The following is a 14701-nucleotide window of genomic DNA, read 5'->3' as shown; positions in this document are numbered from 1 at the left end:
GCTCGCGCTCCTTCACCGCGCTCTCGAAGGACGAGATCCGCCGCCAGCTGATGGTCGGTCTCGCCATCGAGGTCGACCGCATGCTGTCCGGGGAATGCTCCGAGATCCACATTCAGTTTGTCGGATGACACACCGATCGAAAGCAACCGAAGGACAATCCATGAAGACCGCCATCCTCGTCTTCCTCATCCTGATCTCCTCCTACACGATCTTCCAGATCGGACGGGCGAGCACGCGGACCTACGACCTCGGGGCTCTCGAGGACCGCGACTTTCCCGCCTCCTTCATCACGCGCTATCCCCTGCTGAGCTGGCTCGGTGCGACACTCTTCTTCCTCGTCATGATCGCGGCGTTCGAGAGCACCGTCTCGCCATGACCGAGCGGGTCGTCGGACAGCGCTCCCGAGCGGCGGCCATGCGCCTCGAGGAGCATCCCGGCATCCTCGTCGGCGCCGTCGCCCGGGCCTGCCTCCTCCACGCCGAGAGGCTGGGCCGGGGCGACGAGATCGCCGCCCTCATGCCCCCTCTGCTCTCCCATGAATTCGTCTCTAGGGAGTTCCCCGCACGAAGCGCCGCGCCCCTCGAGAACGAGGTTCTCACCTGCATCGGGTTCCGCTGCGACCCCTCCCGCGATCCCGCCACGAAGACGGTCCTGACAGCCAGCGCGTGCGTCGCTCCGGGAATCGTCATCGGCGACATCATGCTGTGGATCGGTGAAGACGCCCTGCCCGCCAGCGTCCTGTCGGACCTCATCGCACGCGCCGAGTCCGGCTCGCTCGTCCTCGGCGACATCGTCCGGACCGGCGATCAGACGCTCGATCCGATACCGCTCCGTTCGCCCCAGGTCCGCAGGCGCGGGGACGGCAAGCTCCTGAGCACCGAGATCAGGACGATACAGACACCGGTGCCCCTCGAGGACTTTGCCGCAGAGATGGAAGGCATTGCATCATGACCGGAACCATTCCGAAATCGCTGCTGCGACGCCCCCTCCGCATCGGCGCCGTCGCCCGCGCCTACCTGTTCGCCGCGGCCTCGCTCGACCACGATGCAACCAACATCCACGGAAGCATCACCGCCGACATCGTCCAGCGGCTCGGCCTCCTCGCCGACGAGGCCTTCGCGGTCCTTCCGCTCACGCTGAAGCGCTCGCGCACGGACCCGGACGCAGGCTCGTTCGAAGCGGAACTGCGCATCGTCGACGGCGCCCGGCCCTACAACGGACCCGTCATCCGGGCGACCTCCTCACCCTTCGACGGCATCCGTCTCGGCGACTTCTCGCTCACCGTCATGAAGGACCGTTTCCCCGAGACCGCGCTCGCCGCGCTCAAGCGCCGGAGCTCGGAAGAAGGCATCACCGTGGGGGACGTCATCACCACCGGCATGCCCCTGATCGATGGTCTCCGGCTCGTCTCCTTCGCCGACGACCAGCCGTTCGAAGCGATCGCCATCCCGGCCGACAACACCACATTCCGGCTGGAACCGGACGACGTCCTCATCGAGGACTTCGTCCCCGATCTCGTCCGGCGGACCGACCCGCGCGCCTACGGGAGCACGCCATGACGAATGTCCCGCAACTCAACCTGCGCGGGTCCACCGTGCGCGTCGGAGCCCTCGCCGGTGCGCTCCTCGTCGCCCGAGTCGCCCGCGTCCGGTCCCCCACGCTGCGGATCGTCACGGCGGACGACATCATCGAGCATATCGACGAACACGCCCGCGGCCGCACCATCGAGATCTCCATCACGGTGCCCCGCTCGAAGTCCGAGCCGGACGCCGGCTGCTTCACCGCGGACCTCAGGATCCAGGGTGCGAGAGAAGGCCTCGACCCCGGACTGCTGTGCGCCAGCTTCCGCCCCGCACCCGGCATACGCATGGCCGAGGCCCCGGGCGAGACCACCCTCTGGCTCGACGGCAAGACGATCCCGTCCAGCACCCTCTCGACCCTGAGGGACCGCTGCATCAAGCGCACCATGACGCTCGGCGGCATCGTCGAGACGGGCCTCCCCGAGATCGACGCACTCCGGCCATGGCCCGTCCCGCTCGCCAAGGTCGCAGTCGACACCAGCCGCGACCTGACCCTCAGGACGAAGACCAAGGAGACGGACTTCGACGCCTTCGCCAGACGGCTGGCCGAAGCCTGCCGATAGGAAGAAGACTCCCGCCACCCGTATCCAAACGACACCGGCAGAGGACCAACGACAGGAAAGACCCAAGGGAAAATCCGGTCATCACCACCAACCCAGAGACCCTCGATCCGAAAGGAAAACCACCATGGACAAGCCCGCCCGCTCCCGCCTGACCCTCTCCGGTCCGCAGGCCATCAACTCGAACGAGCCCACCGCGCGCGAGACCGGCTGCCTCGAGGCCGATGCCGCCCTCACCCGCATGACAGCAAACGCCCAGCGCAACCGCGTCATGATCTCCGCCATCCTGAAGCCGCACTTCCCGGCCAACGCCGCAGGCGTCCCGGAACGCATCGAACTCGTCGCCCAGACCATCGAATCGGTCGTCACCCAGACCCAGCCGGACGCCGAAGGCATCGTCAGCCTCGGCCTTTTCACCGACTGGTTCCTCCCCGGACAGAGCCTCGCCCTGAAGCCCGCCGCCCGGTCTTCCGTGACCGCCAAGGCGGCCTGATCCGGAACCGACACCAGACAAGACCAACAACAGAGAGGGCGCCATGAGCAGAAGAGCCAATGGGGGAAGACCCCCGTTCGTCGCCATCGGCGCCCTCGCCCGGCTCGTCCTCGAGACCCGCTGCGCGGCCTTCCCGGACGAGACCGCCAAGCTCATCCGCTCGGTCGAACTCTACGCGACGGGTAGCAACAACCTGCCGGTGCCGCTCCCCCGGACCGACCGCAGAGGCCCCATGACCGGCCACATCGGACGCTGGCACAGCGGCCGCGGTGACGAATTCTTCCACGGCCACATCGATCACGGCGCCTTCATCATCGGGGAGGGACGCATAACCCTCTCCGACAGCGCGGTCCCCGCCGCCGCATGGAACGCGCTCCTCTCCGGAGACCGCATCGGCCAGCCGGTATCGAGCCTCATCGATCTCGGTCCCGGATACGACGCGCCCATAGAGGACGTGACCCTCCAGAGGAACGCCAACGTCGAGCATGCCGTCATCACCTTCGACAACCGGCCCGTCCGATGGGAGCGCTTCAAGGCCGAACTCATCGCCCGCCATCAGCCGCAAGGAACCCGGTCATGATGAAGATATGCGCGCTCGCCCGCTGCCACATCATCTCCCGATGCAAGGCCAAGCCCGGCGAGACCATGCATGTCCTTGAGGGCCTCGAGACCCTCGATCCCGGCCGCACCGCGAGCCTGGACATCCCGGGCATCGAACCGCTCGTCATCTTCGAGAAGGTCGACGTGACGGATATCAACGGCCGACCAGCCGACCTCCACCTCAAGGCCCGGATACCGATGAACGGCATCATCGTGGAAGAGGGCCGCGTCCTCATCGCAAGGGACATACTGCCCGAGAGCAGATGGCTCACATACATCCGGACCGCGGAGCGCGGAGGACCGGTCAGCGACTTCGTCGACCTCGGAGAAGCCTATCACACCCCGATCCTCTCCATGGCCGTGACCCATCTCGACCCCGTCCATCTCGTGCTCCGGTTCGATACCGGGCCCGAACCCTGGGACGCCTTCCGCGATGCCATGGCCAGCCGCCACGGGACGATCACCACGCCCGAATGAAAAGCGCCGCAGGCCCGCGATTTTTTCGAGAATCCGGACCTTCCCCATATCCATCCGCCACCACTCGGAATGCCGAAACCCCATAGGGAGAAGACCCATCAACAAGGAAGCTCCCGACCCCGCCAACACCCGCATCGGCATCCTCGCCGCGCACGAACTGCGCCGCCTCGTCGCCACCCATCCGCTCGAAGCCTGCAAGGTCCTCTCCAAGGCCGAGAAGTTCTTCCAGCAGAAGGTCTACCAGGTCCACGACTATTCCCGGGACGCCACCGGCGCCTACGGGAATACCGACTTCGCCACCGGGACCAGCTACCTCTTCACCAACTCCGACGGAACGCTCATCGTCCACGTCACCCCGCCCGGACCCATCCGATTCTCCGAAGACGAAGCATGGTTCGAACACAGGACGCTCCCCGCATCCGTGCTCGATACCATAAGGGAGGAAGCCCCCGGCACGATGCTCTCCCGCTACATTACCGTCGACGGATTCGACATAGACCTCCTCGCACCCGACGGCATCGAGGAGGTCGACACCATGGACCTGCTCAACCCCGGAGGCGACATTCCCAAGAAGGGCCTGATCCCGCTCCACCAGGACATCCACACCATCCTGCGATACCCGATCCAGTCCATCCCCTTCCCCGCCTTCGCCCACGAGATCCGGATGCAGGCCGTCTCCGTCATAGGGGAAGAGGTCCATTCCCACCAAGGGGGAGAGACCGACGGAGACGACCAGACCCCATAAGGGGAAGACACCCGTCTCCCCATACGGAAAAGGCCGGCCACACCAAGTGCGACCGGCCTCGTCCGAAACGACCCGCCACCCGCTCAGGTGACGATACCCATAGGGAACCACTACACCAGTGGACGCCTGATCCCCGACATCACCCCGTCACCGATCGTCCCCACGAACGGCTCCTGCGGATTGACCGGCGGCAGCTTCCTCACCAGTTCGGGAGAGAAAATCCCGATGTGACCGCTCCTGTCCGGTCCACCGAAATCGGCATTCCCCGAAGCATCCACCACGAAATCCGGACCATGGATGCCCTGGAAGAAACCGTCCCCGAACATCAGATCGAAGCCCGCCTGATCGTGACGCGCCAGCAGCACGAATATCCAGTAGCGGGCCAGATCCTCGGCCGCCTCGGCCCGACGCTCGGCACCCGCCTTCGCATCGGATAGGAAATGCCCGGGCACCCTCTGCACCAGCTCCGCCAGACGCAGACGGGCCACCCCTCGCATCGCATCCGCCAGCATCCGGCCATCACCCTTGGGCGTCACCGTCTCCGGCTTCGCAGGGGAACCGAACGCACCCAGACCCCTGATGTCCGTCTCTCCCCAGCCCAGCGTCCGGCCATACCAGGACAGCCTCGAATGAGGAGGGAGCATAAGGGGATGAGACTGACCCAGCACACGGGACGGACCCACCAGCGACGCCGCCTTCCACTGACCATCGCCGATCTCCAGACGGCTCAGGTCGACCGGCTCGATCGGACCCTCCTGTCCCTGACGGGCGGAGAGATCCGGCTGCAAGCGGAAGCCCATGAACGAGAACGGGGGCGGATCCATGGAAGGACGCCACATGGTGAAGGGCTTGCCGAACGTCGAACGGGACAGACCCGTCGACCTCGCCAGACCCGGAGCGATACGACGCACAGCCATGTTGTCCGAGGGCCAGTTTCCGAGGTCCGAAGGGTCGAACGCCAAGGGGCCTTCGCCGATGGGTGCGAGCTCGTCATCGTCCCATCCGTCCTGCGACACGCCAGCCTCCGGGCCCTCACCGGTCCCGTCATCGGCAAAGGGATGATCATCGTCCGAAGGACCAGAAACACCCTCCTCTCCTGAATCATCATCATCCTCGTCCAGACCTCCCGGACCGAACAGATCGTCCGGAATGTCAGGACCGTAATCCTCAGCAGAAGGCCCATCCATGACCTCCGCCTGCGTATCGACATCCCCTGTCGGATCACGCGATTCGTCGGCCGACTCATCGGACCCTTCCTCGACGACAGGCTCCCGGACCGGGACGACCTCGTCGCCCGCACCGTCATCATCCGACCCGACTTCCGGCAGGTCGTCAGGCTCCTGCGCCCCACCCGTCACCGCATCCTCGCCAGTGACATCGCCACCTTCATCCGCCCCGTCGTCCAGCCCTCGACGGGCCCGACGCCGTGCCGCGATCGCATCCATGAAGGTGTCGACCGAAGGGAAGACCAGCCGACCGGTGGCATCCATTCCGGCATCGATGCTGATCGCCGTCATCAGACGATCGATGCGGCGGCTGGCCTCCGAGAGATCGAACTCGTCCGCATCCATGCCGTCCAGATCCTCGAGATCGGAGCGCGCCTCGGCCAGAGCGAAACGCAGTCTCTCCCGGCATGCATCGAAGGATTCCTCGACCGGCTCCACCGTCTCGGAAAGGACGTCATCCTTCAGCGCATGGAGGAACTCCTCCTCCGTTCGACGTGCCGCCACCATGATGTCGGCACGCGAAACCATGCCCCCGGACCACTCGACGATCACGTCCCGGATCCGGTTGAACAACGCCATGTCGACACGGACATCGTCCGCCTTGGCACCCGCTGCCTCCAGCATGGAGAAGATCGGCAGCATGTATTTCGGCAGGAGATGGCGCCACTGCTCGACCAGGGTCGAACGCCTCACGTATTCGGCCAGCAGCAGCGACCGGACCGCCTCGTGCTCCATCACCATGCGCTCGGCCCCAGCCCTCACCCGATCATTGATGACGATGGCTCGGAGCAACCCCTCCTCATCATCGAGCAGCTTGGAGAACGCACCCGTCGGATAGAAGTATCTCGACGGATCCGTCACATCGAGGCCCTTGCCTACGCGGTTGAACATCAGCTTCGGATGACGAGACCGCAGGTCCTTCATCGCATGCTCGAGACGCTGCCCCACATGCCCTGCAGTGGACATCCGCATGGGGTCCGGAAGCAGATCGTCGATGAGCGCGAGCGTCTCCATCGCCTCATCACCTTCCAGACCGAAACTCTCAGCCAGACCTTCCATGATCCGCTGACGACGACGCTTCTCGCGCCGCTTCTCGGTCGGGGAAATGTCCTCTTCTTCCTCCTCCGGATCGGTGCCCGACGCACCGTCCGGAAACGGCAGAAGCGAGTCCGAAGACCCCTCCGAATCCGCCTCCGGAACCGAGTCCGAAGCCTGTTCGACACCCTCATCGGTGCCGAAATCGTCGTCAGAATTCTCTTCGATCATCGTCATTCCACGCCTATTATCGAGTCCCGGATGAGCATTTCACGGCCTGAGTCAGGACCCCTCATGCTCTCGCATACCCTACCTAAAACGACTCCGATTCCACCCGAACCGAGTCCGCCCGTCCGTTTTAGGATGAAATCGCTCCTTCTGGCAACACCCCTCATGCTCTCGCATATACGATGTATTGACGTATTTCCGCCGTTTCCTTGATGTCCAGAGGCCTCATGCTCTCGCATATCGGCGTTTTTCAGTGGCATTCCCATATGCTCTTGCATATTCCATCCCACAGGCCCGAAAACGGCATTTTCCGGCCTAACGTGTCCACAGACCCCATGCTCTCGCATACTTTCTGTTGACCCGATCCGAAAACCGCGCAATAGTGCGGCTTACGGAGAGCGGCCTGATCGACCGACTTTTCTCGTTCCAGCCTCCCCAGGCGGAACAAATGCAGAAAATGACGAGGCATCCAGATGACCTCGCATATGAAATCTGAGCTGAGAGAGAGAAGAATCATGCAGATTCCTGCCATTCTCTCCCTTCTACAACCCGGCATGCCTATCAAGCAGCCGGTAAAATTTTGAGGCGCAATACCACAAAGTCATCCGCACCTTCGGAGCAGACGACTTTGTTGCGCCTTTCCGCCCCTTCCGGGCTGCAAGGGGTAGTTCGCTTCGCTCACACGTCATCCGGCTGCAGCCGTCTTCCTCTTCCAGTCTCCCATCCGGTCACTGGTATTGCCATTCGATCGAGTGCGGTTCCGGCTAGAACCTTGGGCGTCCTCCTACGTCGTCCTTGGGGCGCTGCGCTTGGCTTCCCGACAAGCGGGTTATGAGTGAAGCGAATGATCCATCAACGAGAGGAAAAGAGTATGCCGAACAGTGCGACAGACGATACCCATTCCCGCATGGATACAGACGTCCCCATGGCCACCCGTGACAGCAGCCTGGCCAAGCATCGTCAGGACATCCTGCGCATGTCCGTCGTCTATCCCGGCCACCCCTGCCTGATCGCCATGCAGATCATGTGCTCCTTCCCATCCTACGAAGCAGCCAGCCAGCCGACCAAGCACGGATGGGCCGAAGCCCTGTCCTGCTCCGATGTCCGCGGTGCCGGCGGTGCCGTGAACCAAGGCATGGAACTGCTTCGTCTGATGGCCGAAGAATCCATGCCTCCCGATGAGGCCCATTCGTTCGGCTGCATGCTATGGAAGCGCAGCCGTCAGAGTGACCATCCCGACGCAATGGAACACGGCGAGATCGAAGCAGAACGCCACCGCGATCTCTTCCTCGCCCTATCGTCATCATGGATGAGCCTTCGACATGCCCCTCAGGAGCCTCAGGAAGGCGCAGGAGCGCCGAAAGCGGCTTCCGGCATGACCAACCCCATCTGATGATCCTGAGGCCCACAGGGCGCCCTTCCGATATTCCACCGATAAGCATCAGCGTGACCTACCTGCACCGATGCACTCTCAACTCCAGCCGGACAACCAGAATGATCGAACAGAAACGTGAACAGTTCTTCACCCAGCATGACGCCGAGCCCTGCAGTCATTGTCTCAAGCGTGACGAGCCCGGAACGGGTATCGGCCCGATCATCGCCGACATCCTCTTCGACTGCTATGCCACGGCCGAATCGGAAAGGCTCGAACGGCTGGCGAAGAACGATGCGCAGCAGGATGACTACGATGCCATCCTGCGAAGGCGTAACAACGAGATCTACATCCGGGCCTGCTGGCTCTCCAACACCATCCCCGACGGCATGCCCTCCGAACACCTGTCCAGGATGCTCTCCAGAGCCGCCTGAGAAGCGAAAGGGATCAACGCCGTGCTCGACCACCCGCCGTCCGTGTCCGGCATCACACAGGCCTCAGGAGCGACGCCATGAAACGGGAAGACATCGCCGTCCTTCCATGGCCGATCGTGACGCTGGACTTCGAGGCCAGTTCACTGACTGACAGGAGCTACCCGATCGAGGTCGGTGTCTCCCGCTGGAGCCGTCCGGACATGCCTATCATGTGGTGGTCCACGATCATCCTCCCGCATTCGGACTGGATGCGATCCGATGACTGGTCACTTCAGGCCCAGGAGGTGCACGGCATCAGGCGCGATGAGCTTGCCGGCGGAATGAAGGCTCATCTCGTCATCGCGCGTCTCGATAACATCGTGCGTGATTCGCTCGCATTCTGCGATGGCGGGATCAACGATTCGTTCTGGATGAGGAGACTCTCACAAGCCGCCGGACGATCGCCTGATTTCGCTCTGGGAGATCTCGATGCTCTCATGATCTCGCTGCCTCCCCACATGCAGAAGCGCGCCGAGACCTGGCTCGTTCGGAATCCAGTCGAGCACCGTGCCGGCGCCGATGCGCTCCGACACATGAACATGATCGCCGCCGCCATGGATGTGACTCCGGACGGTCCCATCGAGATCCATGTCTGATCACAAGAGAAAACGAAAGCGAGGAGGACTCCAGATGAAAGCGAGATTCATGGCTCTGCAGACGGTCCTCGGCATCCTGGCTCTCTGCGTCATCACGGCTTCGATGTTCGCCGTGATGACGCAGGACAGCCTGGTCGTGCGATTGCTCGGCTTCGTCGCCGGTCCTGTCGGAGGCTGTCTCGCATGGTTCTTCATCAGCGCGAGGTGGCAGACCGCCACCCGTTCATCTGCGCTCAGTATCGCACTGACCAGACGGTGCGTCACCCGCCCGCTTGTGATCGGCACCATCGGAGCCGGTCTCCTGCTGCGGATCGCCGAGCGCAATCCCGGCGCAGGATCAGCCATCGTGAGGACCATGGACAGGCTCGCCGTGAGCCACGCGGATCGCATCCGTCTGGAAAAGGACAACCGCGCCGCCATGACAGGGAGCGCGATCTCCGGTCAGGGGCTCGAGGTCAAGCAAGGCGCCGGATCGCTCGCCCCCGGCTCCCTCTCCGTCGCAGTCGACGAACAGGCCTTCGTGATCCGGAGCGGGGAGCCCGATGCCGACCATGCCATCATAGACGGCCCGGACCGGCTGCTGATCCTTCGCGCACCCATGCCCGAATCGGTAAGGCAGTCACTGGTCGCGCGCTCGCGCCAAGGCCCCTTCCCGCTGAGGGACGTCGCCGACCTCGGTCCGCTCATGCGCGAATGCACCGTCGAGGCCGTGCATCTCGCCAAGGACGAGGTCCACTTCATACTCGCATCCGAGACGATGATGTGGCGCGAACTGAGGCCGCTCATCGACCAGGATAATCCCGACCCGGAAAAGGAAGCCATTCCTTCACGCATCCTCCGCATAGCATGGGCCCTGTCGAAGGGGTCGGAGTCGCCCGCGAGATCGTCCCCACGATCAGCCTGACACTCTCATCTCATGAAGCCGAGAGGATACCGCTTTTCACGACGATCTGATCACTGCGTGACTTGCAGGATGAGCATCCTCCATGGCATAATCAGGACATGGCCACAAAGTTCGACGATCCTGAACTCGATCTCGCGCGCGACCGCGTGCGCTCGTTCGAGCAGAAATCGGAAGTCATGCGTCAGCATGGCGGGACGATCGGCGTGGACAACAACGGCGAGCCCAGCCTGATCGACGACCGTGGCGGTCGCACCCCCGTCGGGAGCGGACAGGATATCGCCAAGTTGGCGCGCACCAACATCAAGGGCGGGCGCCCGATGAACGGCACGGTCAACCTGACCCTTCCCGGCGGCGACGACCACATCACCGGCAAGGTCGGAGGCAAGGACAGGAAGGGTCCAGCCAAGACGATGTGGGAGGCCCAGGGCAACGGACAGAAGAAGCAGGAGGCCATGGTCCGCCCGACCAAGCTCGTGCTCCCCGCTGTTCGCCCGTTGCGCATCGCCAACGAGCACGGCGCCACCAGCTTCCACTTCTCGCACGAGGCGATCAGCAAGACCAATCACGAGAAGACCACCAGCCGCGGAACGAAGAACCGCAAGGGAGCGGCGAAGGATCACATCGCCTACATCGAGCGCGACGGAGCGCTTGCGAAGGCCCACGAGGACGAACTCTCGAAGATCGAGAAGGAACTCGAGGACATCGCCAGGATCAATCCGGAACTCGCCGAGCGGCTGGGACTTGAGATCCCGGAACCGGGACAGGGCGACGGAGACGGCTCCGTCTACCTCCAGAAGGACGGGAAGCTGGTCAAGGCGGACAATGACGATCTGCTCGAGATACTGGAGGATCCGGAGATCGATCCGGACCTGGCGGACGCCCTCCGCCTGAGGCTCACGCCGGAGGCCCCCAACGACAACGCCCCCCAGGCTGACGAGGCGATCAGTGTCGGAGCCCTCGCCAGCATCTACATCGAGCGCGAAGAGGCTCTCGCTCACAACGACAACGGGACCGCCTGTCTCTTCACCAACATCTCGGAAGACCCGCGCGAACGACAGGACTTCTGGAAGGAGGTCGAGAAGCGCGAGTCCGATCCTTCCGAGGACCGCATGAGGATCCTCCTCAAGGGCAATCGCGAGTTCTGGGACAAGATCGCCCAGGACGAGGCGTGCCCGCGCATCCTGCGCCAGTCCATCGAGGCGGCGGACGAGGAAGATGAAGTCGTCGTGAGAACCGGCGACAACGAGGAAGTCCGCAGGCTCATGGCGCAGTATGGATGGAAGCCGCGTGAGAAGCGTCCAGAGAACGAGACCGACGAGCAGAAGGCCGCACGCGAGGAGCGCGAGGTCGAGACCTCATACGGAGCGCGCTTCGAGGACGGCCGCGGCGGCCGTGTGCAGTTCCGCGTCGTGGGCGAACTCCCGTACGATGTCGATCATGATGCCCGCGTGCGCATCCTCAAGGGATTCGCAGAGGAGTTCGAGAAGAGGAAGCTCCCCTACATCGCGGTCATGCACGCGCCCGATCACACGAACGACGATCGCAACTGGCACTTCCATCTCGTCTATCATGACCGTCCCGTTAAGCGCTTTACCGGCGACGAAGCCGATCACCTATGGAAGCTGGACGAAGATGCTCCCAAGCAGGTCGCGGACCGTCATGCCGTAGCCAAGGCCGCTCTCGCGTCCGGCATGGAAGAACACATCGGAAAATGGGATTTCACGATCCCCTACGAGTATCAGACCGCTTGCCGCCACAAGAAGACTGCGTTCCCCTTTGCCCAGCAGAAGAACCGGGAAGTCACGCGGCGTCCTTTCATCCCCAGTCTGCGCAAGAAACTCGCCGACCTCACGAACCGCGAGCTCGAGGCCGCGCAGAAGGACCGCCGACTCGATCCGCGCAGGTATTCCGAGATGGGGATCCACAAGGCTCCTGACGTCCACCTCGGCACACAGGCCGCGCGCCTGGAGTCGGTGGGCATCGCGACCGAGGCCGGCCTCACGAACGAGGCCAACCAGTGGAACTACATCCAGGACAATCTCGCGAACAAGCGGGCCAAGACCGAGATGGAGATCGAACGCAAGCTCAAGAGCTGGAAGAACGGCATCGCCGCCGGTGATCTCACCGACCAGCAGCGCGAGAAGGCCGAGAAGGAAATGGTCCGTTGGGAGCAGGACGCACGCCGCGCATCCGAGCACCGCGCCATCGCGCTCAACCTGCAGGAGCACTACGACCGTCTTCAGTCCCGGGCCAAGAAGCTCGAGAAGATGGCGGAGAAGCATCTCCTCGCCATCGCGCAGGGTCGCGCCACCAAGCGCCAGTCCGACAACATCCTGCGTTACGAGGAGAAGAAGAAGGAAGCCCAGATCCACCTTCACGGTCTCTCGCTCGTCATGGCGGAAGAAATCGGCCAGATCGCTTCGAGCGAGATCTCCGCGAACCGCTACGAGAAGAGCTCGACCGCGTCGGCCAAGATCATCGACGACATCATCTCTGGCGGGCAGGCGCTGCGGCGCGAACGAGAAGGTGACGGCTCCGCTCAGAAGGACCCGACCAAGAGCACATCGAGAGCCCAGGTCGCGGCCAATGACCGCGGCTCCGGCGGCCTCGACCGCAAGGCGGTAGACAACTACATCGCGCGTATCGTGGAGCGCCACAAGCGTCTCACGGAAAAGGACGGCGTCATCGTTCCCGTCAGGCCGACGGCGAAGGACCTCGAGATCATCGCAAGCGTCGGCTACGAGCGCACGCAGATGCGGCTCGGGAAGCTGAAGGAAAAGCAGGACGACATGATCGCGGGACTCGTGGCCGCCATCGAGAAGAATCCGCGCATGGTCATCGCGAAGGGCGGCAAGGAAGCCGTGGCCCCCGATGCACCCTATTCCGAACGATATCGTCTGGGGACGAAGAACAAGACCCATCTCCAGACCTTCGCGATGTTCGCCAACGAGCCGGAGATCGTGAAGGCCGTCGACGATTCCATCGCCGGCATCGCTGCTGCGAAGCGCGATCTGCGCGCCGACCGCGAAGCCAATCGCCAGAACCGTAACGACCAAGGCCCGACTGGCACTGTTGGCGCTGCGAAGCAGAGTGAGACCGAGACCGGAAAGACCACCCGGACCGACACCGGCAAGCGTCCGGACAATGACAAGGCCAAGGACGACGAGGATGCGCGCATGCGCCAAGTCGTCAACGACGCGATCGAGATCACCAGGACCAAGCACCTGCGTCCTGCCAGGGTCGTGACGGACGGTCGCCTGGAGCTGACCTATTCGCGTCAGGATGTCGCGCTCTACCGCGTGCCCGAACGTCTGGTCATCGAGGACAAGCGCTCGATCTCCAGGATGGACGGCATCATCGCCAAGAACGACCGTGGCGTGAAGCGCCTCGTCGCCTATCTCGCCAAGAACCCCGCGGCCGTCAGGGAGCCGACCGATGCCGACCCCGCTCTCCTGATAAAGCGTGCGCCCAAGGAGCTGCGCCAGCTCTCCGTCGATCACGCCCGCGATCCGCAATTCCGCCGTGCAATCGAGGACGCCACCGTCAAGGCCCGTCTCGAGGCTCTCGATCCGCGCAGGACGGAAGACCGCGCCGAGGAGTCCGAGGCTCCGCGGACGGCCGGCCGGAACGATACAGGATCGCCTGCTGTCAGGGATTCCGTCAAGGAGCACGAAGACACAGGCACTCCTGCAACTCCGACTCCCGACTTCTCGAACGACCAGGAGCGCAGTGAGAAGGACGATCGTCCGGCGCGCGCAGTGGAAGAGAAATCCTCCTCCTCGAAGAGCGAGACGGAGACGGGCGGGACCGATGCTGTCGGCAAGTCCAAGGACACCCCAACGGAGGAACAGCCGAAGCAGCGCAGGAGCGGTCTGCGATTCGGCCCGGGAGGCCGACTCATCCGCGACGTCGAACCCACCGAGGCCAAGGACTACGGTGCCCGTCGCGTCACCGGGGACGATGCCGCAGCGAAGGCTCCCGACAAGAACGACAAGGGAAGCGGGAACGGAGCGAAGGAAAAGAGGAAGGCGGTAATCGACGACCGTCAGATGGATCTCCTCGGCGAGCGGACCTACGAGCGCGTTCCGACACGCAAGCTCGAGAAGGGCATCAACGACAAGATCGACGCGTGGATCGAAGCCGAAGAGAAGAAGGACCAGGAGGCGCGTCGGAAGGCCGCCGCAGTAATCCGGGGCGATCGCTATCTGCTCTCGATCGTCGACGAGATGGATCCGCAGGTCAGAGCCCGGTTGCAGCGTGACTGGGACGGCATAGACGACAGGAACAGTCGCAACGGCCGCGGCGTGGATGATCGCACCAAGAACAGGTGATCAATTGCGCAATTGCGCAACCCCTGCACAATTGCGCACACCAATAAGGACCAGAACGAAAAAGGGGCGCCTCTAGGCGCC

At 63.5% G+C, this 14701-nt stretch carries 14 protein-coding genes; 13 read left to right on the top strand and 1 reads right to left on the bottom strand.

What is annotated here, in order from left to right:
- Positions 1-160 precede the first annotated feature (160 nt).
- The 8 genes from Q0602_RS11940 (at position 161) to Q0602_RS11905 (ending at position 4455) form a co-directional block, all read left to right on the top strand.
- Positions 161-376 (top strand): hypothetical protein, encoded by a 216-nt coding sequence (locus Q0602_RS11940; protein ID WP_298843440.1) that lies wholly within the window; start codon positions 161-163, stop codon positions 374-376.
- Complete coding sequence (locus Q0602_RS11935) at positions 373-951, top strand: hypothetical protein (RefSeq protein ID WP_298843437.1); 579 nt, start codon at positions 373-375, stop codon at positions 949-951. Before Q0602_RS11940 ends, Q0602_RS11935 begins: the two co-directional genes overlap by 4 nt.
- Positions 948-1559 (top strand): hypothetical protein, encoded by a 612-nt coding sequence (locus Q0602_RS11930; protein ID WP_298843435.1) that lies wholly within the window; start codon positions 948-950, stop codon positions 1557-1559. The genes Q0602_RS11935 and Q0602_RS11930 overlap by 4 nt, the downstream gene beginning before the upstream one ends.
- Positions 1556-2143, top strand: coding sequence for a hypothetical protein (locus Q0602_RS11925; RefSeq protein WP_298843433.1), 588 nt, complete (start codon positions 1556-1558; stop codon positions 2141-2143). The genes Q0602_RS11930 and Q0602_RS11925 overlap by 4 nt, the downstream gene beginning before the upstream one ends.
- A 124-nt stretch (positions 2144-2267) precedes the next feature.
- Entirely contained in the window at positions 2268-2633 is a 366-nt protein-coding gene (locus Q0602_RS11920) for a hypothetical protein (protein ID WP_298843430.1), read from the top strand.
- 43 nt (positions 2634-2676) lie between these two features.
- On the top strand, positions 2677-3213 hold the full coding sequence (locus tag Q0602_RS11915) for a hypothetical protein (RefSeq protein WP_298843427.1): 537 nt from the start codon (positions 2677-2679) through the stop codon (positions 3211-3213).
- Positions 3210-3710: a hypothetical protein gene (locus tag Q0602_RS11910; RefSeq protein WP_298843423.1), complete on the top strand. Its 501-nt coding sequence runs from the start codon at positions 3210-3212 to the stop codon at positions 3708-3710. Before Q0602_RS11915 ends, Q0602_RS11910 begins: the two co-directional genes overlap by 4 nt.
- Positions 3667-4455 (top strand): hypothetical protein, encoded by a 789-nt coding sequence (locus Q0602_RS11905; protein WP_298843420.1) that lies wholly within the window; start codon positions 3667-3669, stop codon positions 4453-4455. The genes Q0602_RS11910 and Q0602_RS11905 overlap by 44 nt, the downstream gene beginning before the upstream one ends.
- A gap of 110 nt (positions 4456-4565) precedes the next feature.
- Here Q0602_RS11905 and Q0602_RS11900 read toward each other — a convergent pair whose 3' ends face one another.
- Entirely contained in the window at positions 4566-6947 is a 2382-nt protein-coding gene (locus Q0602_RS11900) for a hypothetical protein (protein ID WP_298843417.1), read from the bottom strand.
- 904 nt (positions 6948-7851) lie between these two features.
- Here Q0602_RS11900 and Q0602_RS11895 point away from each other — a divergent pair.
- The 5 genes from Q0602_RS11895 to Q0602_RS11875 all read left to right on the top strand — a co-directional run bounded on the left by Q0602_RS11895 (position 7852) and on the right by Q0602_RS11875 (position 14620).
- Entirely contained in the window at positions 7852-8337 is a 486-nt protein-coding gene (locus Q0602_RS11895) for a hypothetical protein (protein WP_298843415.1), read from the top strand.
- A gap of 101 nt (positions 8338-8438) precedes the next feature.
- Positions 8439-8750 carry a hypothetical protein gene (locus Q0602_RS11890; protein ID WP_298843412.1) on the top strand — a complete coding sequence of 104 codons (312 nt, stop codon included), beginning with the start codon at positions 8439-8441 and terminating at the stop codon, positions 8748-8750.
- Between the two features lie 77 nt (positions 8751-8827).
- The gene (locus Q0602_RS11885; protein WP_298843409.1) at positions 8828-9385 is read left to right on the top strand and encodes a hypothetical protein; all 558 of its coding nucleotides are present in this window, start codon (positions 8828-8830) and stop codon (positions 9383-9385) included.
- A 34-nt stretch (positions 9386-9419) separates the two neighbouring features.
- Positions 9420-10289, top strand: coding sequence for a hypothetical protein (locus tag Q0602_RS11880; protein ID WP_298843406.1), 870 nt, complete (start codon positions 9420-9422; stop codon positions 10287-10289).
- 98 nt (positions 10290-10387) lie between these two features.
- Positions 10388-14620, top strand: coding sequence for a MobA/MobL family protein (locus Q0602_RS11875; RefSeq protein WP_298843403.1), 4233 nt, complete (start codon positions 10388-10390; stop codon positions 14618-14620).
- Positions 14621-14701 lie beyond the last annotated feature (81 nt).

This window comes from uncultured Salinicola sp. (genome assembly GCF_937921195.1).
GTDB lineage: Bacteria > Pseudomonadota > Gammaproteobacteria > Pseudomonadales > Halomonadaceae > Salinicola.
Note: the sequence above shows the minus strand (reverse complement) of the source record. Positions and strands in the feature narration are given on the sequence as shown.